This is a genomic window from Actinokineospora enzanensis DSM 44649, from assembly GCF_000374445.1.
GTDB lineage: Bacteria > Actinomycetota > Actinomycetes > Mycobacteriales > Pseudonocardiaceae > Actinokineospora > Actinokineospora enzanensis.
This window is the reverse complement of sequence record NZ_KB894420.1, coordinates 23697-44556: the sequence shown is the minus strand read 5'-3', so window position 1 is coordinate 44556 and position 20860 is coordinate 23697. Positions and strand designations below refer to the sequence as shown.

18 protein-coding genes, 1 other RNA gene and 2 pseudogenes are annotated in these 20860 nt (G+C 70.8%); 10 read left to right on the top strand and 11 right to left on the bottom strand.

Translation table 11 applies throughout. The annotated features are described in order from the left end of the window. Nucleotides 1–35 precede the first annotated feature (35 nt). The 4 genes from C503_RS0120745 (at nucleotide 36) to C503_RS0120730 (ending at nucleotide 2892) form a co-directional block, all read left to right on the top strand. The gene (locus C503_RS0120745) at nucleotides 36–506 is read left to right on the top strand and encodes a DUF2127 domain-containing protein (protein ID WP_018684142.1); all 471 of its coding nucleotides are present in this window, start codon (nucleotides 36–38) and stop codon (nucleotides 504–506) included. An 81-nt stretch (nucleotides 507–587) separates the two neighbouring features. Further along, the gene (locus C503_RS0120740) at nucleotides 588–1493 is read left to right on the top strand and encodes an ABC transporter ATP-binding protein (protein WP_018684141.1); all 906 of its coding nucleotides are present in this window, start codon (nucleotides 588–590) and stop codon (nucleotides 1491–1493) included. An 11-nt stretch (nucleotides 1494–1504) separates the two neighbouring features. Beyond that, nucleotides 1505–2266: a hypothetical protein gene (locus C503_RS0120735; protein WP_156893361.1), complete on the top strand. Its 762-nt coding sequence runs from the start codon at nucleotides 1505–1507 to the stop codon at nucleotides 2264–2266. Then, nucleotides 2263–2892: a VTT domain-containing protein gene (locus tag C503_RS0120730; protein WP_018684139.1), complete on the top strand. Its 630-nt coding sequence runs from the start codon at nucleotides 2263–2265 to the stop codon at nucleotides 2890–2892. The genes C503_RS0120735 and C503_RS0120730 overlap by 4 nt, the downstream gene beginning before the upstream one ends. Here C503_RS0120730 and C503_RS0120725 read toward each other — a convergent pair. After that, the gene (locus C503_RS0120725; protein ID WP_018684138.1) at nucleotides 2855–3511 is read right to left on the bottom strand and encodes a response regulator; all 657 of its coding nucleotides are present in this window, start codon (nucleotides 3509–3511) and stop codon (nucleotides 2855–2857) included. The genes C503_RS0120730 and C503_RS0120725 overlap by 38 nt on opposite strands. A gap of 49 nt (nucleotides 3512–3560) precedes the next feature. Next, nucleotides 3561–5057, bottom strand: coding sequence for a sensor histidine kinase (locus C503_RS40160; RefSeq protein ID WP_018684137.1), 1497 nt, complete (start codon nucleotides 5055–5057; stop codon nucleotides 3561–3563). Nucleotides 5058–5150: 93 nt separating this feature from the next. Between C503_RS40160 and C503_RS40155 the strand changes: the two genes are divergently transcribed. Together C503_RS40155 and C503_RS40150 are read left to right on the top strand one after the other, a co-directional pair. Continuing rightward, the gene (locus C503_RS40155; RefSeq protein WP_018684136.1) at nucleotides 5151–5627 is read left to right on the top strand and encodes a SixA phosphatase family protein; all 477 of its coding nucleotides are present in this window, start codon (nucleotides 5151–5153) and stop codon (nucleotides 5625–5627) included. A gap of 165 nt (nucleotides 5628–5792) precedes the next feature. Next, nucleotides 5793–6143 carry a helix-turn-helix domain-containing protein gene (locus C503_RS40150; RefSeq protein ID WP_033400852.1) on the top strand — a complete coding sequence of 117 codons (351 nt, stop codon included), beginning with the start codon at nucleotides 5793–5795 and terminating at the stop codon, nucleotides 6141–6143. A gap of 283 nt (nucleotides 6144–6426) precedes the next feature. On the opposite strand, the gene ssrA is transcribed toward C503_RS40150, so the two are convergent. Beyond that, nucleotides 6427–6799, bottom strand: a transfer-messenger RNA (tmRNA) gene (gene ssrA, locus C503_RS44080). A gap of 166 nt (nucleotides 6800–6965) precedes the next feature. Between ssrA and C503_RS0120705 the strand changes: the two genes are divergently transcribed. From C503_RS0120705 to C503_RS0120695, 3 genes are read left to right on the top strand one after another with little or no spacing between them, the layout of a single operon-like run. Then, a complete protein-coding gene (locus C503_RS0120705) occupies nucleotides 6966–7628 on the top strand; it encodes a sensor domain-containing protein (RefSeq protein WP_018684134.1) in 663 nt (220 codons plus the stop codon). Nucleotide 7629: 1 nt separating this feature from the next. After that, nucleotides 7630–8775, top strand: coding sequence for a sensor histidine kinase (locus tag C503_RS0120700; protein ID WP_018684133.1), 1146 nt, complete (start codon nucleotides 7630–7632; stop codon nucleotides 8773–8775). After that, entirely contained in the window at nucleotides 8763–9407 is a 645-nt protein-coding gene (locus tag C503_RS0120695) for a response regulator transcription factor (RefSeq protein WP_018684132.1), read from the top strand. The genes C503_RS0120700 and C503_RS0120695 overlap by 13 nt, the downstream gene beginning before the upstream one ends. Nucleotides 9408–9464: 57 nt before the next feature. Here C503_RS0120695 and C503_RS44075 read toward each other — a convergent pair whose 3' ends face one another. Further along, nucleotides 9465–12419, bottom strand: a complete 2955-nt coding sequence (locus C503_RS44075) for a S8 family peptidase (RefSeq protein ID WP_084477238.1) — start codon at nucleotides 12417–12419, stop codon at nucleotides 9465–9467. A gap of 344 nt (nucleotides 12420–12763) precedes the next feature. Between C503_RS44075 and C503_RS0120685 the strand changes: the two genes are divergently transcribed. Next, entirely contained in the window at nucleotides 12764–14062 is a 1299-nt protein-coding gene (locus C503_RS0120685) for an acyltransferase family protein (protein ID WP_018684130.1), read from the top strand. A gap of 335 nt (nucleotides 14063–14397) precedes the next feature. Here the strand turns inward: C503_RS0120685 and lon are convergent. From lon to C503_RS0120655, 7 genes and pseudogenes are all read right to left on the bottom strand, one after another. Beyond that, nucleotides 14398–16035, bottom strand: a pseudogene (gene lon / locus C503_RS42710) (endopeptidase La); the annotation flags it as partial. Nucleotides 16036–16093: 58 nt separating this feature from the next. Next, a pseudogene (locus tag C503_RS48905) lies at nucleotides 16094–16267 on the bottom strand (hypothetical protein); the annotation flags it as partial. A 261-nt stretch (nucleotides 16268–16528) separates the two neighbouring features. Further along, on the bottom strand, nucleotides 16529–17005 hold the full coding sequence (smpB, locus tag C503_RS0120675) for an SsrA-binding protein SmpB (RefSeq protein WP_018684127.1): 477 nt from the start codon (nucleotides 17003–17005) through the stop codon (nucleotides 16529–16531). A gap of 25 nt (nucleotides 17006–17030) precedes the next feature. Further along, complete coding sequence (gene ftsX, locus C503_RS0120670) at nucleotides 17031–17933, bottom strand: permease-like cell division protein FtsX (protein WP_018684126.1); 903 nt, start codon at nucleotides 17931–17933, stop codon at nucleotides 17031–17033. Nucleotides 17934–17991: 58 nt separating this feature from the next. Next, nucleotides 17992–18681 (bottom strand): cell division ATP-binding protein FtsE, encoded by a 690-nt coding sequence (gene ftsE, locus C503_RS0120665; protein WP_018684125.1) that lies wholly within the window; start codon nucleotides 18679–18681, stop codon nucleotides 17992–17994. A gap of 113 nt (nucleotides 18682–18794) precedes the next feature. Further along, nucleotides 18795–19892 carry a peptide chain release factor 2 gene (prfB, locus tag C503_RS0120660; protein WP_018684124.1) on the bottom strand — a complete coding sequence of 366 codons (1098 nt, stop codon included), beginning with the start codon at nucleotides 19890–19892 and terminating at the stop codon, nucleotides 18795–18797. Nucleotides 19893–19943: 51 nt separating this feature from the next. After that, nucleotides 19944–20444 carry a PadR family transcriptional regulator gene (locus tag C503_RS0120655; RefSeq protein WP_026316524.1) on the bottom strand — a complete coding sequence of 167 codons (501 nt, stop codon included), beginning with the start codon at nucleotides 20442–20444 and terminating at the stop codon, nucleotides 19944–19946. Between the last annotated feature and the right edge of the window lie 416 nt (nucleotides 20445–20860).

Sequence of the window (20860 nt, the reverse complement as noted above, 5' to 3'; positions counted from 1 at the left end):
CCGCGCGGTGGCCCGGTAGCGGGCATGCTGTCCGGGTGGGACGGAGCGAACAGCGGACCGAGACCTTCTTCCGGCTGGCCATGGTGCTCAAGGGCGCCGATGGCGGGATCCAGCTGGTCTGCGGCATAGTTCTCGCGCTGGTCCCGCCCATGGTGGTGTCCGGGCTGGTGCACGCGTTGATCACGCGGGACCTGGTGGGTGATCCGGACGGGTCGATCGCGCACCACCTGGAGCACGCCACGCAGGAGTTCGTGGACGGCGGCACCCGGGCGTTCGCGATCTTCTACCTGGTCCTGCACGGGATCATCAAGCTGGCGCTGGTGGTCGCGTTGCTGCGCAAGATCCGCTGGGCGTACCCGGTGGCGGCGGTCGTCCTGGCGGCCTTCGTCGTCTATGAGGTCTACCGGTCGTTCCGCACCGGTTCGGTCGCCCTGCCCGTGTTCGCGGCCATCGACGTCGTGGTGATCTGGCTGGTGCTGCGCGAGTACCGGAAGAACGTTACTTAAGTAGGGGTATAAGCCTTCCGTTCCGCAGACGCACCGGAACCCTTGCGCGGCATAGCGTTCCGGTCAGACGGAAGGGGCGCTGTGATCACACTGCGGAGATTGACGAAGCGATATCGGGACCGGGTCGCGGTCGACGACCTGTCCTGCGAGATCCGGCCGGGCCGGGTGACCGGGTTCCTCGGCCCCAACGGCGCGGGCAAGTCCACGACCATGCGCCTGGTCCTGGGGCTGGACGAGCCGACCTCGGGTACCGCGTTGGTCGCGGGCAGGCGCTATGTCGAGCACCGGCGACCGATCACCGCGGTCGGCGCCCTGCTGGACGCGAAGGCGTTACACCCCGGGCGCAGTGCGCGGGCGCACCTCACGGCCATGGCCCGCAGCAACGGCATCGGCGCGCGCCGGGTCGTCGAGGTGCTCGACCGGGTAGGTCTCACCGAGGTCGCGCACCGGCGGGCGGGCACGTACTCGCTGGGCATGAGCCAGCGGCTGGGCATCGCGGGCGCGCTGCTGGGCGAGCCCGGCGTGCTGCTGTTCGACGAGCCGGTCAACGGGCTGGACCTCGACGGGGTGCGCTGGATCCGGGAGCTGGTGCGGGAACTGGCCGACGAAGGGCGGACGGTGTTCGTCTCCAGTCACCTGATGAGCGAGATGCAGCTGGTCGCCGACCATGTGGTGGTGATCGGCCGGGGGAGGCTGCTCGCGGACGCGCCGATCGAGGCGCTGATCGCGGCCGCGGGCACGCAGGTGCTGGTGCGCGCGCCGCGGCCTGCCGATCTGGACCGGTTGGGGCAGCGGCTGGCGCACGCGCGGCGGGTGGGGCCTGCCGAGCTGGCGGTGTCCGGGGCGACCGCCGAACAGGTGGGCGACCTGGCGTTCGAGCTGGGTGTCCGGCTGCACGAGCTGCGCACCGAGCAGGCCTCGCTGGAGCAGGCCTATCTCGACCTCACCGCGGACAGCGTCGAGTACGCCACCCAGGTGGGTGTGTGATGGGGCCGGGGGTGACATGGAGCGGTGGGTTTTCCGGCGCGGTGGCGGCGGAGTGGACGAAGACGTGGTCGATCCGGTCGACCTACTGGTGCCTGGTGGCGGCTGCCACGCTGATGGTGGCCATGGTGGTGCCCAACGGCATCGCGATGCGGTCGCAGGTGGACAACCACCTGCCGGGCGCGCAGGCTCGTGCGGCGACGCAGCTCCCGGTCGAGGCGACGACGTATGTGGTCCAGTTCGCGTTGCTGGCGCTGGTGGTGTTGTTGGTCGCAGGCGAGTATGGCAACGGGCAGGCGCGCGCCACGGTGACCTGGATCCCGGTGCGGTGGCGGATCCCGGCGGCGAAGGCAGTGGTGCTGGCGTCGGTGTCGGCGGTGGTCGGGTTCGTCCTATCCGGGATCGGCGTGCTGCTCGCCGATCTCACGCTGGAGGGTCGGGGTCTGCCCTACACGGCGGGTGACGTGGTCGCGTCCGGTGCGGCGATCGCGCTGTATCTGGGGTTCGGCTCGGTGGTCGCGGTCGTTGTGGGCACCCTGGTGCGAAGCGTGGCGGGGTCGCTGGTGATCCTGTTCCTGCTGCTCATGGTGGTCCCGATGATGTTGCAGGCCACCGGGGTGCAGGCGCTGATCGACCTGTCGCACTATCTGCCGGGCATGGCGGGCATCGACCTCATGGAACGCACCGAGGCGTTGCGGGGCGCCGTGGTGCTCGCCGCGTGGTCGTTCGGCGGGCTGGCCCTGGGCATGTTCGCGTTACGGAGGCGGGACGCGTGAGCACCGGACCCGAGAGCGGTCTGGCGGGCTGGGCGCTGGATGTGATGGATGCGCTGGGTGGGCCGGGCGCGGGGTTGCTGGTGGCGTTGGAGAACCTGTTCCCGCCGCTGCCGAGTGAGATCTTCCTGCCGTTGGCCGGTTTCTCGGCGGGCGCGGGCCGGATCTCCTTGTTGAGCGCCCTGTTCTTCACCACACTGGGGTCGCTGGTCGGCGCGCTGGCGCTGTACTGGCTGGGCGCCGCGCTCGGCCTGGACCGGCTGCGGGCGCTCGCCCGGCGCGTGCCGCTGCTCGACGTGTCCGATGTGGACAAGACGACCGCGTGGTTCGACCGGTACGGTGGCAAGGCGGTGTTCGTGGGGCGGATGCTGCCGGTGTTCCGCAGCCTGATTTCCGTCCCGGCCGGGCTCAACCGGATGCCGTTGCGCCGGTTCGTCCTGCTGACCACGGCCGGGAGTCTGGTCTGGAACATGGTGTTCGTGCTCGCGGGCTACCTGCTGGGCCGCAACTGGCATCTCGTCGCGGGCTACACGGACGTGCTGGAGAAGGTCGTGATCGGTGTGGCCGTGCTGATCGTGGGCTGGTTCGTGGTCACGCGGGTCCGACGAGCCCGGACTCATACGCGATGATCGCCGCCTGCACCCGGTTGCGGACCTCCAGACGGTTCAGGATCGCGCTGACGTACGCCTTGACCGTGCCCTCGACCAGGTGCAGGCGCCGGGCGATCTCCGCGTTGGCCAGGCCCTCGCCGACCAGGGCGAGCACCTCCCGTTCCCGGGCGGTCAGCCCGTCGACCCGCTCCCTGGCGGTCGCCCGCGCGTCCAGCCGGGCCGTGGGCAGCTGGGCGATCACCCGGGACGCGACCCGGGGCGAGAGGTAGGCGGCGCCCTCGGCCACCGCGCGCACCCCCGCGATCAGCTCGCGGGGGTCGCCGGACTTCAGCAGGAACCCGGCGGCGCCGTCGCCGAGCGCGCGGGCGATGTAGTCGTCCTCCCCGAAGGTGGTGAGCATGACCACGGCGGTGTCCGGGTGCAGCCTGCGGATCTCGGCTGCCGCGGCCAGGCCGTCCAGGACCGGCATGCGGATGTCGAGGACGGCCACGTCCGGGCGGTGCGCGCGGGTCAGCTCGACCGCGGCCCGGCCGTCGGCGGCCTCGGCGACCACCTCGATCCCGTCGTCGGCGGCCAGGATGGCGCGCACCCCGGCGCGGATCATCGCCTCGTCGTCGGCGAGCAGCACGCGGATCACCGCGGTTCCCTCCCTGTCATCCGGGGACTGTCATCAGGCATCCGGGCCGTCATCGGGGCACGTCGTCCTTGGCGACGAGGCTGGTGGCGTCGAAGCACAGCCGCAGCACCGGGGCGCGGAAGTCGAACACGTCACCGTTGCCCCGGTAGTAGCGGCAGCCCGCGCCGGGCGGGTTCGCCAGCCGCGGCGGGTCCATCATCTGCATGTCGGGCAACACCTCCTCCACCTCGGCGCGCGACTGGCCGATGTGGAACCGGGCGAACTCGGCGGGGTCCAGCACGGAGTTGGTGACCGAGAACGTGTAGTAGCCGATCATGAGCGCGACCAGGCTGGTGATGATCGCGGTGGGCATGCTGATGGCGAACAGGAAGCCCCGGCGCACGCGTCGCCGGGCGCGGTCGTGCACGGTCTCGGTGGTCTCCTCGGGGAGCGCGGGGGACGCGTGCGGGATTCGGGCGTGCACCGCGAAACCACCGTTGTGGGGTCCGGCCAAGAACGTGCCGCCCAGCAGCCGGACCCGTTCCCGCAGCCCGATGAGTCCTCGCCTGCCGCCGGACGCGGGGGCGCTCGCGGTGGGCTCGTTGAGGATGGACACCAGCGTCAGGCCCGGTTCGCCGGAGACCAGGACGGTGACCGCCACGCCGGGCGCGTGCTTGGCCACATTGGTCAGCGCCTCCTGCACCACACGCCGCACGGCCACCCCGACCAGGCCGTCGGGCACGTCGCCCTCGGTCCGCGCGGTCACGTCCACCCCGGACGCGCGGGCCCGTTCGACGAGCTCGTCGACGGTGTCCGGGGTGCCGGACTCGCCCAGCAGCCCGATGATGGCGTGCAGGGTCTCGACCGCCTCGCCCGCCGACGCGCGCAGCTCCCCCATCGCCTGCCGGTGCTGTTCGGGCAGGTCACGGGCCATCTCCAGGGCCCCGGCGCGGAGCGTGACAAGCGCCAGCGCGTGCCCGAGCGAGTCGTGCATGTCCTGCGCGATGCGCGCCCGTTCCCGCAGCCGCTCCCGCTCGGTGACGATGGCCTGTTCGCGTTCCAGTTGCTCGGCCCGCTCCCACCCGGCCCGCACCAGCTCCGCGCGCTGCCGCAGGAACCGGCCGCCGAACCAGGGGAACACGCCGACGACCAGCAGCCCCAGCACCATCCACAGCCACTGCATCACCTGGGTGTCCCACCGACCCCACAGGACGGCCCGCGCCGAGACGTAGACCAGGGCGGCGAGCGCCAGCCCGGTGAAGGCCAGCACGGCGGGCCGGGTCTTGGCGGCGCGCCGTCCCAGGAGGAATCCGGCCACGATCACGGCCACCGTGTAGCCGGCGCTGCCCACGCTCGTTAGGACCAGGTATGCCAGTCCGACCGCGACGAGCAGGAACGACAGCAGCGGCCACCGCCGCCCCACCGCCATGGCCCCCGCCAGCAGCCCGGACAACATCGTCGCCGCACCCCACCCGAGCACCCCGACCGGCGCGTTGAGCAGCACCTCCACCCCGAACAGGCCACACACCGCGACCCCGACGACCGCGTCGGCCCACCCCCGCTGCACGTGACCGACGCTACAGAGCGGGGGAGCGTTCTCGACACTGTCGAAAGTAAAGCTGGTTCGATGGAGACAGCAGCACGGCGGAGGAGGAGGCACATGCGCCGGTTGGTGGTCCTCAGGCACGCGAAGTCGGCCTGGCCGGACGGCGTCCCCGACTATCGCCGCCCCCTCAACGACCGCGGCCGCCGCGACGCCCCCGCCGTCGGCCGCTGGCTGGCCACCCACATCGAGGACATCGACCTGGCGCTGGTGTCCCCCGCCACCCGCACCCGCCAGACCTGGGAGCTGGCCGCCGCCCACTTACCGACGGTGCCGCCCACCACTTTCGACGAACAGCTCTACGGGGAGGGGGCGGGCTCCATCCTGACCGTCCTCGCCGAGATCCCGGACACCGCCCGCACGATCCTCCTCATCGGCCACAACCCCGACCTTGAGGACGTCGTCGAGACGCTGACCGGTACTCGCCCCGAGTTCAAGACCGCCGCCCTAGCCCTCCTGACCTGGCCCGGCGAACGTCTTACCACCGCCCCGCGCTCCTCCCGCCTGCTCCTCACCGAAACCATCCGCGGCTGATTCCCCAATCCCCGGCAATACCTCACCGGTCAACACCATCCGTCCTGCGGATGATTTCATCTGCATAATCGGCGTTATTTCATCCATTTCATCCCGAGGGGATGAATTCATCCCGGGCTTCGCGCTACGCTCCTCGGCACCTGGCAACCCATCGCGGAGGGGCGTGTGACGCAAGACTGGACGGTCGTCGGACGGGCAATAGACGAACGCATGTCGGAACTGGAGTTGACCGCGACGAAATTGGGCAGGAGGGCGAGCGTATCGAAATCCACCATCTATGAACTCCGCTACGGCATCATCCGCCGCCGCGCGGGCCGGACACTCAAGGCGGTCTCGAAAGCCTTGGGCTGGCACGAATCCCACCTGCACGCCCTGCTCGACGGTCGGACCCCGCAGCACCCCGACGAGCCCGCCGTCGACCATGACAAGGACGTCGACGGCAAACTCGACCTCCTCATCCACCAAATGGCCGCCGCCCACACCAAACTCGACGCCCTGGCGGCTTCCGACCGATAGACGGTGTCCGAACGGACCATTCATTCACATCTCGACGCGTAGACCACGCCACTCCGAGACCAACGCCACACCGGCCCGCGACCAAGCCCCCTGGTTCGCGACCAAGCCCCCACTGGTCCGCGACCAAACCCCCACTGGTCCGCGACCAAGCCTCCGCCGGTTCGGGACCAAGCCTCCGCTGGTTCAGGAGGTATCGCACCGTGGGGGCCCGGGGGCTCGGCCCCCGGAGACGATGGAGGCCGACCCGGTCCGCGCTTTCCGCGGACACAGGTCGGCCTCGGCCGAGTGGAGGTGCCGGGAATCGAACCCGGGTCCTCTGTCGCTTCACCAGGACTTCTCCGTGCGCAGTTCGCACTGTCTCTACTCGACCCCACCGGTCACGCGAACAAGCCGGTGTGACGGGCCCAGTCACTGTGGGATTCCCAACCGTTCCCCGTGACCGGGAACGGCGGTGAGCCTCCTAGCTGATGCCGGCTACCGGGGCGGAGGCATCCCCGGGCCGACAGACACGAGCTCGCTTAGGCAGCGAGGTCGTAGTCAGCGCGACTGTTAGTCTTGGCGCTTATTGGTTTGCGAGCGACGCTTGAGGTGGTCATCTCGCCTGCACCTGCACGCTTCTCCTGACTCGACGTCCAGAGTCGAAACCGTTCACCCCCGTGGGTAGTGCTGTCGTGTCCGCCTAGCTTAACGCCTGGCGGTCGGCGAATCATCCCGGATATGCCGGGGTAGGGCCAGCCCTACCTCGGGGTGGGTGGCGCCCCCCATGGATGGTGGCCGGTGGAACCGGGATGCTGGTGGTCAACCGCATGAGGAGGCGAGACGATGACCACCGTTCACAGCGACGGGACCCGGCCGAACCCGTCGGTGCTGGGGTCCCTCGGCTACCTGGTGATGAACCTGCCCGTGGGGGTCGGCGGGTTCGTCGCCTTCTTCACGATGCTGTGCGTCGGGGTGAGCTCGGCGGTCGTGTGGATCGGTCTGCCGGTGCTGGCGCTGGCGATCGTGGCGGCGCGGTTCGCCGGGCGGGTGGAGCGGGCGCGGGTGTACGCGATGCTGGACACCTACATCGCCTCCCCGTACCCGCCGCTGCCCGCGCAGGGGCGGTGGAAGGCGCGGGTCAGGGACGTGTCGACCTGGCGGGACATGGCGTACTTCCTGCTGCTGTTCCCGATCGGCGTGTTCGAGTTCTGCGTGGTGGTGACGTTCTGGGTGACGTCGGCGAGCATGTTGTTCCTGCCCGTCTACTACCGCTGGCTGCCCGGCGGCAGCTACCGGCTGTGGGACACCGACCACCCGGTGATCGTGGTGAACTCGTTCGTGGACGCGCTGCCGTTCACCGCGTTGGGCCTGGCGCTGCTGGCGCTGGCGGTGCCGGTGACCCGCGGTCTCGGCAAGGCGCACGCCTACTTCGCGCGGGCGCTGCTGGGCCCGTCCGGGTCGACGATCCGCTCGTTCGACGCGCTGCCCGTGGCCACCGGGGTCTGACATGGTCGAACTGGACGAGCAGGGACGGCGGTTCCCGCACCCCTTCACCAGCATCCTGTACTTCATCGGCGGGTTCCCGCTGAGCCTGGTGAGCTTCATCGTGACCATCACGCTGCTGTCCGTTGGCGTCGGCACCGTGATCATCTGGGTCGGGGTGCCCACGCTGATCGGCGGGGTGTGCGCGGCGCGGGCGTTCGGCAACGCGCACCGGGCGTGGACGCGGAAGCTGCTGGGGGCGGACCTGCCGTCGGTGCGGGTGCTCGACCGCGGCGGCGAGGAGTCGGTGCTGCGGCAGTGGCGCGGGCTGCTCACCGACGCCCGCACCTGGCGGGACATCATGTTCCTGTTCGTGCAGCTGCCGCTGTCGGTGTTCGGGTTCGGGCTGGCCGTGGCCAGCATCCCGCTGGTGCCGCTGGCGCTGTGGATCACGCCCCGGTACGCCTGGCTGCACGCCCAGCTGACCAGGTCCATGCTCGGCCCGGACCGGGCGGCCGACCTGAGCGCCAAGGCCGAGCGGCTGCAGGCCTCCCGGGCGCGCGGGGTGGACGCGGCCGAGGCGGAGCGGCGGCGGATCGAGCGGGACCTGCACGACGGCGCCCAGCAGCGGCTGGTGGCGGTGGCCATGGGCCTCGGCCGGGCCAAGGGCAAGCTGGACGCGGACCCGGACCTGGCCCGCGCGCTGATCGACGAGGCGCACGCGGACGCCAAGCTGGCCGTGGCCGAGCTGCGCGACCTGGCCCGCGGCATCTACCCGGCGGTGCTGGGCGACCGGGGCCTGGACGCGGCGCTGTCCTCGCTGGCGGCGAAGTGCCCGGTGCCGGTCGAGGTCACCGTCACCGTGGACCCGCGCCCGCCCGCGGCGGTGGAGAGCACCGCCTACTTCATCGTGGGCGAGTCGCTGACCAACATCGCCAAGCACGCCAACGCCTCGGCGGTCACGGTGAAGGTGTGGCGGCACGAGCGGGCGACCGGCGACCAGGTGGTCGTGGAGATCACCGACGACGGCGACGGCGGCGCCGCGCTGCGGCCGGGGGGAGGGTTGTCCGGGCTGGCCGACCGCGCTGCCACGATTGACGGTGTGATGACCGTGGTGAGCCCCATCGGTGGGCCGACAGTGATCAGGGCGGACCTGCCGTGCGTGTGGTGATCGCCGAGGACTCGGTGCTGCTGCGGGTCGGTGTGACCCGGCTGCTGGCCGACGAGGACATCGAGACGGTGGCGGCGGTGGAGGACGGCGACGGGCTGCTGCGCGCGGTCTCCGAGCACCGCCCGGACCTGGCGATCGTGGACGTGCGGATGCCGCCGACCTTCACCGACGAGGGGCTGCGCGCGGCCCTGCGCGCCCGGGAGGAGATGCCGGGGCTGCCGGTGCTGGTGCTCTCGCAGTACGTGGAGGAGCGCTACGCCGTCGAGCTGCTGGCTGGCGGCGCGGGCGGTGTCGGCTACCTGCTCAAGGAGCGGGTGGCGGACGTGGCCGAGTTCGTCGACGCGGTGCAGCGCGTCGCCTCGGGCGGCACTTGCATAGACCAGGAGGTGATCGCACAGCTCATGGCACGTGGCCGACGCAATCCCATCGATCTGCTGACCCCGCGGGAGCGGGAGGTACTGGGCCTGATGGCCCAGGGCATGTCCAACGTGGCCATCGCGCGGTCCCTGACGGTCTCCGACGGGGCGGTGGAGAAGCACGTCGGCAACATCTTCTCCAAGCTGGGCCTGGAGCCGAGCGCGGAGGAGCACCGCCGGGTGCGGGCGGTGCTCACGTTCCTGGACCGCGGCTGAGCGGTCGCGGCGACGCGCGGGGCGGTCGGGGGCGCGCCCCCCGACCGCCCCGGCCCCTCACCGGACCGACAGGGTCACGTCGTCGATGATGAACGAGGTCTGCAGCGCGGCGTCCTCGACCGAGTCGAACCGCAGCTCGACGGTCTGCCCCGCGTACCCGCTCACGTCCACGGTGACCTGCTGGTAGCCGGTCGCCGCGTCGAGGTTGGTGTACGTCCTGAGGGTGTTGGCGCCGAGTTTGACCGTCATCGAGTCGTAGGGCGTGCCCGGTTCCTCCGCGGTGTCGATGTGCAGCCAGTACGACAGCGTGTAGGTGCCGCAGCCGGACGGGATGGTCACGCTCTGCGCGATGTTCTCGGTGTAGGTGGTGCCGCGGCCGCCGAGCCAGGCGCTGTAGGTGCCGTCGTGCGCGGGCTGGCCGTTGTCACCGTGTTGGCCGATGACATCCGAGGTGGTGGTCCATGCGGTGGCCCCGCTCTCGAACCCGCTGTTGGCGACCAGTTGCGCCGGGGCGCAGCTGCCGCCCGGTGTCACCGTCCAGTCGATGGTGACCGACCCCGCGCCGTCCGAGCTGGACACGCTGATCACCGCGGAGAACAGGCCCGCGGTCCCAGGCGTGCCGGAGATCAGGCCGCTGCCGTCGATGGACAGCCCGCCGGGCAGGCCGCGCGCGGACCAGCGGTAGGGCGCGGTGCCGCCGGTGGCCGACAGCGGGATGGACACCGGTTGGCCCTGTTTGACGGTCTGCGCCCCGGGGTTGGTGATCGTGATGGGGACGCCGCCGCCTTCGGTGATGGTCCAGTCGAAGGCGACGGTCGCGCTGTCACCGCGGGAGCCGGTCACCGTCACCGAGACGCGGTTGGTGCCCGCGCGCTTGGGCGTGCCGCGGACGTTGAGCGTGTCCGTGGTGCTCGGTTCCGCGTTGACCCCCTCCGGGAGGCCGGTGACCGCCCAGGTGTAGGGGGCGGTGCCACCGGTCGCGGTCAGCTTGAGCGCGGTCTTCACGCCAAGCTTTCCGTTCTGCGGTCCGGGATCGGCGAGGGTGATGGTGCTCGGGGTGGTGGTGATCGTCCAGCGGAACGCGGCGCTGCCGGGGGTTCCGGCGGCGGGGGTCGCGGTGACCGTCACGTCGTAGCCGCCCGGGGTGGTGGGCGTGCCCGCGATGACGCCGTCGGCCGACAATGCCAGCCCGGACGGCAGTCCGGTCGCGGTCCACGTGTACGGCGGGGTGCCGCCGGTCGCCGACAGCGTCAGCCGCGCGGGTTCGCCGACGACGCCGCTCTGGTTGCCGGGCGGGGTGACGACCGTGGGCGCCGGGGTGATCGTCCAGGTGAACGACGCGCTGCCGGGCGTGCCCGCCGCGGGCGTGGCGGTGACGACCACGTCGTAGGTACCGGCGGTGGTGGGCGTTCCGGTCACGGAGCTGCCGGAAACCGAGAGGCCGGGCGGCAGTCCGGTCGCCGTCCACGCGTACGGCGGGGTGCCGCCGGTCGCGGACAATGCCAGGTTCACCGGCGCGCCAACGGTTCCGGCCTGGTTGCCTGGCGGCGAGACGACGACCGGCGCGGCCTGGATCGTCCAGGTGAACGACGCGGTGCCGGGGGTGCCGGACGCGGGCGTGGCGGTCACGGTGACGGCGAAGACGCCTGGTGTGCCGGGCGTACCGGAGATCACGCCCGCGGCGGAGATCGTCAGCCCGTTGGGCAGTCCGGTCGCGGTCCACGTGTAGGGCGCGGTGCCGCCGGTCGCCGACAGCGTCAGGCTGGTCGGTACGCCGACGGTCGCGGTCTGGTTCCCCGGCGGTGTGACGACGGTCGGCGTGCCGGTTCCCTCACCGGCGAACAGCAGCCGGTTGGGCGAGCCGGATCCGGGGCTGCGGACCTTGCCCGGCGTGGCCTGCGCGATGAGCGCCGCCTGTACCGCCGCCGGGCTGTCGCTCGGGTGCGCCTCCAGGTACCGCGCGGCCACGCCCGCCACGTGCGGGGTCGCCATCGAGGTGCCGCTGATGGTGTTGGTGGCAGTGTCGCCGGTGTTCCAGGACGAGGTGATGTCCACGCCCGGCCCGAAAAGGTCGGAGCAGGTGCCGTAGTTGGAGAACGACGCGCGCGTGTCGGTGTCGTCGGTGGCGTTGACGGTGATCGCCTGGGTGACCCGCGCCGGTGAGGAGTTGCAGGCGTTGGTGTTGTCGTTGCCCGAGGCGACCGCGAAGGTGACGCCCGCGGTGATGGCGCCGCGCACCGCGTTGTCGGTGACCGTGGACGGGTCGCCGCCGAGGCTCATGTTGGCCACGGCGGGCTTGACCGCGTTGCGCGCCACCCAGTCGACGCCGCTGGCCACCGCCTGGTTGGAGCCCTGGCCCGCGCAGTTGAGCACCTTCACCGCGACGATCCGCACGTCCTTGGCGACGCCGTACTCGGTGCCACCGACGGTCCCGGACACGTGTGTGCCGTGGCCGTGGCAGTCGGTGTTGTTGCTGTCGACGGTATTCGTGCCCCAGCTGGCACGGCCGCCGAAGGTCCGGTGGGTCGTGCGCACACCGGTGTCCACGATGTAGGCGGTGACGCCGCGGCCGGTGGTGTCGTAGTTGTACGTGTCGTCCAGCGGCAGGTCGCGCTGGTCGATGCGGTCGATCCCCCACGACGGCGGGTTCCGCTGGGTGCCGGACACGGACACCACGGCGTCCTGTTCGACGACGGCCACGCTCGGGTCCGCGGCGAGCCGCCGCGCCTGGCTCGCCGACATCTCGGCGGCGAACCCGCGCAGGGCGTACTTCCAGGTGGTCTTCACCCGGCCGCCGTAGCGGTCCGCCAGGTCAGCGGCCAGACCGTCCACTTGCGACGCCAGGGCGGCGGAGTCCTTGAGCTGCACCAGGTAGCTGCCCGGGATCGACCCGGGCCGGTCGGCGGCCAGCACGGTGCCCTCGGCACCGGCCGGACCCGCGGCCAGGGCCACCGCGGTCACCGCGACCACTCCCGCACAGAAAAAGCGCAGGCTCGCGCGCACTTGTCTCATCGTCGGCTCCAAAAACGCGGCAGGGAACGGGACAGGCGTTCGCGAACGGTTCGGCATACCGGTCCGGAAAAGCAACCACGATCACACCCCGGCGCGCCAGCCATCGGGAAGGAATTCCGACATTCAGTCCATAGCGAACGACTCCGACCGACCCGGATATCGGCGCGGACCTCGGGAGACAAGCGATTCCTAGTGAATTCACACCCGGGGTAGGGCTATCCCCACCCCTACGGGTGGTGTGGGCCGCAACCACAAGACGCCTGCTGGCATGGGTGTTCTCCACGTGCGCGGAGAGCAGGCTTTGCCCGGTCGGGCAAACGGGTTCACGGGGCGAGGAGACAACGATGCGGCGCGATCCGTTCCTGGACGTGCTCCGGGTGGGGGCGGTCCTGCTGGTGGTGCTGCAGCACTGGCTGATGCCGGTGCTGCACCTCGGCGGCACGGGAGACGTGTTGGAAGCGGGGAACGCTCTCACCACACCGGGGTGGTGGCTGCTCACCTGGGTGTCGCAGGTGATGCCGATCGTGTTCTTCGCAGGCGGCGCGGCGAACCTGTACTCCTTCCGGAAGGCGACGAGCACCCGGGCGTGGCTGGCCGGGCGGCTGCGCAGGCTGGTGCTGCCGGTCGTGCCGATGGCCGCGGTGTGGGTGCTGCTGCCGCAGGTACTGCTGACGTTCGGGGTGCCCGCGCAGCCGGTGGACCTGGCAGGCGGCGTGGCAGCACAGCTGCTGTGGTTCCTGGTGGTGTACCTGCTGGTGGTGCTGGCGACCCCGCTGATGGCGGCGGCGCACGGCCGGTTCGGCCCGAAGGTGCTGCTGCCACTGGCGGGCCTGGCCGTCCTGATCGACGTGGTCCGCTTCGCCGGGCTGCCGGAGGCGGGTTTCCTGAACGCCGCCGTCATCTGGATCGCGGTCGCGCAGCTGGGCCTGTGCTACGCCGACGGCCACCTCGACCGCCTCACCCGGCGCGGCTACGCGGCCATGGCCGTCCTCGGCTACACCGCCGTCACCCTGATGGTCGCGTGTGGACCGTACGCGCTGAGCATGATCGGCATGCCGGGCGCGCCGATGTCCAACATGAGCCCGCCCGCCGCCGTGCTGCTGCCGCTGGCCGTCGGCCAGCTTGGCCTGCTGCTGCTCGCCCGGCCGCTGCTCAACCGCCTGGCGGGCCCGTGGCTGGGGGTGCTGGGGGCACGCTGCACCACCATCTACCTATGGCACATGCCCGCGCTGGTCGCGGTCGCGGGCGTCAGCGTGCTGGGCTTCGGCTACCACACGCCCGAGCCGGGCACGGCCGCCTGGTTCCTGGCCGCGCCGCTCTGGCTGGGCGCGACCGGCCTGGTACTGGCCGGTCTGGTGCGGGTGTTCGGCCGGTTCGAGGCCATGGGCGGCAACGCCGTTCCCGGCTCGCTCCGGCTCGTGGTCGGCTACGTCGCCGCGCTCGGCGGACTGCTCGGCCTCACCGTGCACGGCTTCTCGCCGGACGGGCCAGGCCTGTTCGACGGGCCGCTGCCGTGGGCGGCGCTCGTCTTCACCGGGGTCGCCCTGGCCCTGCGCGACGGCACCACCCGAGTTGTCCACAACCCGCGCGTTTCATCCACAGGCCACGACCGAGGGATATTGACAACCGCCCCGATCGCCTAGGGTTCCGCGTATTGGGCGGGTTCGCCCCCCGGGTGGGTGGGGGCGTGCGCTGGGTCGGTTTCCGCCCGCCAGCCGCCCTCACCTCCTCGCAGGCATCGTTCCCGACCTGGCGACCGCGGGGCAGGCACGACAACCGGGGCGTCGCGGGACGGATCACCACGGACCTGTGGAGCGCGGCCTGCTTGTGGAACAGCCTGGCCCGCGAACCCGATCTCGCTGCCGGACTCCGGTCCCGGATCGTCGATCGAACAGCAGCGCCGATCCCCATGAGGCGTTGCCGCACTGGGGGAACACGGGTGGACCGCCCCACGTCCGGGGCGGTCCACCCGTCGTCGTCAGGCCGCCAGGTGGGTGCCCGCGGCGGCCGGTTCCAGGGCCAGGGACAGCACGTCCCGGACGTCGGCGACCAGGTGCACGGTCAGCTCGCCGAGCACCGACTCCGGCACGTCGTCCAGGTCGGGCTCGTTGCGCCGGGGCAGCAGCACCGTGGTGATGCCCGCGCGGTGGGCGGCCAGCAGCTTCTGCTTCACCCCGCCGATCGGCAGCACCCGCCCGGTCAGCGACACCTCGCCGGTCATCGCCACGTCCGAGCGCACCGGCCGACCGGACAGCAGCGACGCCAGCGCGGTGGTCATGGTGACGCCCGCGCTCGGCCCGTCCTTGGGGACCGCGCCCGCCGGGACGTGCACGTGCACGCCGCGGTCGGCCAGTTCGCCGACCGGCAGGCCCAGCGCGGGGCCGTGCGAGCGCAGGTAGGACAGGGCGATCTGGGCCGACTCCTTCATCACGTCGCCCAGCTGTCCGGTGAGCGTGACCCCGGCGGCCCCGGTCTCCCGGTCGGCCAGGGACGCCTCGACGAACAGCACGTCGCCGCCTGCGCCGGTGACCGCCAAGCCGGTGGACACCCCGGGGACCGCGGTGCGCTCGGCCGACTCGGGCGTGTGCTTGGGCTGTCCGAGGTAGCCGCGAAGGTCGTCAGCGCCGATTCGCAACGGCAGTTCCGCGTCGCCAAGGGCCAGCTTGGCCGTGACCTTGCGCAGCACCCGCGCGATCGACCGTTCCAGCTGCCGCACCCCGGCCTCGCGGGTGTACTCCCCCGCCAGCAGCCGCAGCGCCGCCTCGTCGACCTCGACCTCAGCGGCCGTCAGCCCGGCCCGTTCCAGCTGCCGGGGCAGCAGGTGGCCCGCCGCGATGGTGACCTTCTCGTCCTCGGTGTACCCGTCCAGGCGCACCAGCTCCATCCGGTCCAGCAGCGGCGCGGGCACGGCGTCGATCACGTTCGCGGTGGCCAGGAAGACCACATCGGACAGATCGAGCTCGACCTCCAGGTAGTGGTCGCGGAAGGTGTGGTTCTGTGCCGGGTCGAGCACCTCCAGCAGCGCGGCGGTCGGGTCGCCCCGGTAGTCCGCGCCGACCTTGTCGATCTCGTCGAGCAGCACGACCGGGTTCATCGAGCCAGCCTCCTTGATGGCGCGCACGATCCGGCCGGGCAACGCCCCGACGTAGGTGCGCCGGTGACCGCGGATCTCCGCCTCGTCGCGCACGCCGCCCAAGGCGACCCGCACGAACTTGCGGCCCATCGCCCGCGCCACGGACTCGCCCAGCGAGGTCTTGCCGACCCCGGGCGGGCCCGCGAGCGCCAGCACGGCCCCGCTGCGCCGCCCGCCGACGACGCCCAGCCCGCGCTCGTCGCGCCGCTTGCGCACGGCCAGGTACTCGATGATCCGGTCCTTCACATCGTCCAGCCCGGCGTGGTCGGCGTCCAGCACCGCCCGCGCGCCCGCGATGTCGTAGGCGTCGTCGGTGCGGGTCTGCCAGGGCATCTCCAGCACGGTGTCCAGCCAGGTGCGGATCCAGCCGACCTCCGGGGACTGTTCCGCGGTGCGCTCCAGCTTGTCCACTTCGGACAGTGCGGCGGCACGCACCTTCTCCGGCAGGTCCGCGCTCTCCACGCGGGCCCGATAGTCCTGTTCCGCGGACCACGGCGGCCAGCTCGCCGCCGGGCAGCCTGCCCACCTGCTCGACCACGGCGAGCGTGCCGACCCGGGCGTACTTGCCCTCCAGTCTGGGCACCAGCACGACCCTGGCGGGTTCGTTCGTCCCGCCGGAATCCTCGGAGTTTTCGGCAGCCGCGCCTGCCGCATCGATGGCGGCACGGGCCTCGTTGGCGTTGTCTGTGCCCGCCAACCGGATGGGGACGACCATGCCGGGCAGCAGGACCGTGTCGTCCAGCGGAAGCACCGGCAGCGTCAGAGCCTCGGACATGGTGATCACCCTCCAGGAAACTTGAGTCTGATCACCTCAACTTGACCGAGCCCGGGTTTGTTTCCGTTCAGTGTTCGCCCAGAGCGAGCAGCCGGGCCGGTGGTCGCGCGGTACCGCCCGGAGGAACGGTTCGTCCAGCTCAGGCACCTCGGCCCCGCGATCCCAGGCCGCGCACCCACCCCGCGACCCCGACGGAACCTGTCAGGACCGGCCCTTGGCCCGCCGACCGGCCGCGCGGGCCATCTCCCGCTGGGCGTCCTTCTTGGCCAGGTCCTGCCGTTTGTCGTAGGCCTTCTTCCCGCGTGCCAGCGCCAGTTCGACCTTCACCCGACCGTCGGAGAAGTACATCGACAGCGGCACCAGCGACAGCCCGGACTCCTTGATCTTGCCGATCAGCCGGAGGATCTCGGCCTTGTGCAGCAGCAGCTTGCGGGTGCGGCGCGGCTCGTGGTTGGTCCAGGTGCCCTCGGTGTACTCCGGGATGAACAGGTTGCGCAGGTACACCTCGCCGTCGTCCACCGTGGCGAACGCGTCGACCAGCGACGCCCGGCCCAGCCGCAGGCTCTTGACCTCGGTGCCGACCAGCACGATCCCGGTCTCGTAGGTGTCGAGGACGGAGTAGTCGTGCCGCGCCTTCCGGTTGGTCACGATCGCCTTGCGGCCGCGTTCCTTCGCCATGCCGGAGAACTCTACGGGTGGGTCGTCACGTGCGGACGTACAGCCGCAGCGTCACGTAGCCGGTGACCGCCGAGATGCCCACCGCGACCAGTAGCAGCCATGGGGTGACCAGCAGGATGTCGATACCGCTGATGGCCTGGATGACCCCGCCGTTGGTCAGGTCGCCGAGCACCCCGTCCACGAAGGACATCTTGAACAGCACCAGCAGCACCGGCGCCAGGATGGCGCCGGTCAGGCCGGTGACCATGGCCTCAAGGAGGAACGGCAGCTGGGTATACCAGCGGGTGGCGCCGACCAGGCGCATGATGCCGACCTCCGTCCGCCGGTTGAACGCGGACAGCTGGACGGTGTTGGAGATCAGCAGCAGCGCCGCTATCGCCATGAACAACGCAACCGAGAACGTCAGGTTCCGGAACCCGTTGAAGATGTTGAAGAACCGGTCCAGGAACACGTTCTGGTCGACGATGGTGTCGATGCCCGGCCGCCCGGCGTAGGTCTGGGTGATCACCTCCGGCCGGTCCGGGTCCTTCAGCTTCACCCGCAGCGAGGAGGGCAGCGCCTCCTCGCGGGTCAGCTTGACCAGCTCCGGCTGGGCCTCGAACAGCTTCTTGAACCGCTCGAACGCCTGCTCGCGGTTCTCGAACTTGACCGCGTCCACCGCCGGGTCCGCGCGCAGCGCCGCGTACAGGCCCTTGCACGGGTCGTTGGCGCACTGGGCGTCGGTGGCCGAGATGTCCTTGGTCAGGAAGACGCTGACCTCGACCTTGTCCTCGTAGAGCGCCTTGGTCTTGTCGATCATCCGCACCACCAGCAGACCACCACCGAGCATGGCGAGCGAGATGGCGGTCGTGATGATCATCGCGATGGTCATCGTGAGGTTCCGGCGCAGGCCGGTCAGTACCTCGCTGAGCACGAAGCTGGCACGCATCGGGGGTGGGGTTCCTCGCTGTACGGGGCGGTTCTAGAGGGTGCTTCGGACGGCGTCGCTAACGACCGACGCCGTAGACGCCGCGCGCGTCGTCACGCACGACCCGGCCGAGGTCGAGTTCGACCACCCGGCGGCGCATCGAGTCCACGATGGAGTGGTCGTGCGTTGCCATCAGCACCGTGGTGCCCGTCCGGTTGATCCGCTCCAGCAGCAGCATGATGTCCTGGCTGGTGTCCGGGTCCAGGTTTCCGGTGGGCTCGTCGGCGAGCAGCATCAGCGGCCGGTTCACGAACGCGCGGGCGATCGCCACCCGCTGCTGCTCGCCGCCGGACAGCTCATGCGGCATCCGCTCCGCCTTGCCCTCCAGGCCGACCAGCTCCAGCACCTCGGGCACCACCTTGCGGATGGTGTGCCGGGGCTTGCCGATGACCTCCAGGGCGAACGCCACGTTCTCCGCGACGGTCTTGTTCGACAGCAGCCGGAAGTCCTGGAACACGCAGCCGATGGACTGGCGCAGCCGCGGCACTCGCCGCCTGGCCATCCGCGCCACGTCGAAGTTGGCCACGTAGACGCGACCCTTGCTGGGGACCTCCTCGCGCAGCAGCAGCCGCAGGAAGGTCGACTTCCCGGACCCCGACGGGCCGATCAGGAAGACGAACTCACCTTTGTCCACCTGCACGGAGACGTTCTCCAGGGCGGGTCTGGTGGAGGTCTTGTAGACCTTGGATACCTGTTCGAGCCGGATCACGGTCGGCGAGTCTACCTCTGGTCGTTATCGAGCCGTTGCCTTGCCCACCGTTACGGTTTTGCCTGGTCACCGCGCGTGACCTGGGCGTTACCGACCGGTATCGCGGGCCGGGGTCACTGGGTGCGGCGCCAGCGGATGCCGGACTCCAGGAACCCGTCGATGTCGCCGTCGAGCACCGCCGTCGGGTTGCCCACCTCGTACTCGGTGCGCAGGTCCTTGACCATCTGGTACGGGTGCAGCACGTAGGTGCGCATCTGGTTGCCCCACGAGCCGCTGGAGCTGTCCTTGAGCGCGTCCATCCTGGCCTGCTGCTCCTGCCTGCGGCGCTCCAGCAGCTTGGCCTGCAGCACGGCCATCGCGGAGGCCTTGTTCTGCAGCTGCGAGCGCTCGTTCTGGCAGGACACCACGATGCCGGTCGGGAGGTGCGTCAGGCGGACCGCCGAGTCGGTGGTGTTGACGCCCTGTCCACCGGGGCCGGACGAGCGGTAGACATCGACCCGCAGGTCCTTCTCGTCGATGTCCACGTGGTCGGTGGTCTCTACCACCGGCACCACCTCGACCGCGGCGAACGAGGTCTGCCTGCGGCCCTGGTTGTCGAACGGCGAGATGCGCACCAGCCGGTGCGTGCCCTGCTCAACCGAGAGGGTCCCGTACGCGTACGGCGCGGTGACCTTGAACGTGGCGGACTTGATGCCCGCCTCCTCGGCGTAGGAGGTGTCGTAGACCTCGGTGGGGTAGTTGTGCCGCTCGGTCCAGCGCAGGTACATGCGCATGAGCATCTCGGCGAAGTCGGCGGCGTCCACCCCGCCCGCCTCGGACCGGATGGTGACCAGCGCGTCCCGGCCGTCGTACTCACCGGACAGCAGCGTGCGCACCTCCAGGCTGGACACGTCGGACTTGAGCTTGACGTGCTCGGCCTCCGCCTCGGCGGTTGCCTCCGCGTCGCCACCCTCCTCGGCCAGCTCGTAGAGCACGCCGAGGTCGTCCAACCGCGAGCGCAGGTCCTCGATGCGGCGCAGCTCGCCCTGCCGGTGCGAGAGCTTGCTGGTGACCTGCTGTGCGGCCTCCGGGTTGTCCCACAGGTCCGGCTTGGCGGCCTGCTCCTCCAGCTCGGCGATCTGCGCGCGGAGGCCCGCCAGGTCCATCACCGCCTCGACGTTGGCCAACGAGGCGGACAGTTCCTTCAGCGCGGCGGCGACGTCCGGGTTCACGTCGGAAAAGACTACGCGGACACGGACGCCGCCGCTGCGGCGGTAGGCCCGTCAGGACTTGGGGATCGAGTCCAGGAGCTTGAGCACGGCCCTGGCGCGGGCGACGCCGAACTCGGCGATCGCCTTGGCGTACGGGTCCTCGGCGGTCTTGACGGCGGTCTTGGCCGCCTCGTGCTCGCCGTTGTAGACCTGCTTGGCCGAGTCGATCAGTCCGACGCGCTGCTTTGCGGTGAGCGTGCTCGCGTGCACCAGGCGCAGGATGAGCGGGCTGCGGAGGTGGTCGGGACCCGGCTCCCCACCGAGCCACGCCTTGAACGCCTTCTTGCCCGCGGCGGTGATCACGTACTGCTGGCTGGAGCGGGGACCCTGCTTGCCGAGCCGGACCAGACCACTGTCGGCCAGTGCCGGGAGCTCCCGGTAGACCTGACTGCGCGTGACGCTGAAGAAAGAGCCGAAGCGCTCCCGGGCGGCGGACACGAGCTGACCACCGGTCTGCGGACCCTCGTGCAGCAGGCCGAGCAGTGCTGCGGCGGTTGCATTCAATTCAGACACGGTGTCCACGGTCCCACGACATCGCCGCGCTGTCCACAGTGGCCAAGCCGGGAAGTCCACAGTGGCTGATCGTCCGGACACCCGGCCGGGACGTTCGACCCGGGACCGATCAGCGCACGGGACACTCCCCATCTGGCCCAAAACCGGACTGTTCCACGTGGACTCGCCGGACTTGCTCCCCCAAAGGAGTGGATCTCTTCCCACGGCGCTACCCGTTCGGCCCAGTACACCCAGCCCACCCGGTAGTCGGGAAAACGGGCGGGATTCGGCCGGAAAATACCCGCCAATGTGGTCCAGATCACGCCCACATCCCCAGGTGGACCGGGAAAACCTACTCCCGGGTCCACCCAGGAACGCGGCAGCTGCCCACCGAACGATGCGTTTACCGGAAACCTGTCACACCCGGACACCCGCTC

Bases quoted from the DNA above. Each gene is read 5' to 3' on its own strand.
- C503_RS40155 (WP_018684136.1), top strand. From the start codon at position 5,151: ATGCGCCGGTTGGTGGTCCTCAGGCACGCGAAGTCGGCCTGGCCGGAC.
- C503_RS0120705 (WP_018684134.1), top strand. From the start codon at position 6,966: ATGACCACCGTTCACAGCGACGGGACCCGGCCGAACCCGTCGGTGCTG.
- C503_RS0120700 (WP_018684133.1), top strand. From the start codon at position 7,630: ATGGTCGAACTGGACGAGCAGGGACGGCGGTTCCCGCACCCCTTCACC.
- C503_RS44075 (WP_084477238.1), bottom strand. From the start codon at position 12,419: ATGAGACAAGTGCGCGCGAGCCTGCGCTTTTTCTGTGCGGGAGTGGTC.
- C503_RS0120685 (WP_018684130.1), top strand. From the start codon at position 12,764: ATGCGGCGCGATCCGTTCCTGGACGTGCTCCGGGTGGGGGCGGTCCTG.
- smpB (WP_018684127.1), bottom strand. From the start codon at position 17,005: ATGGCGAAGGAACGCGGCCGCAAGGCGATCGTGACCAACCGGAAGGCG.
- ftsX (WP_018684126.1), bottom strand. From the start codon at position 17,933: ATGCGTGCCAGCTTCGTGCTCAGCGAGGTACTGACCGGCCTGCGCCGG.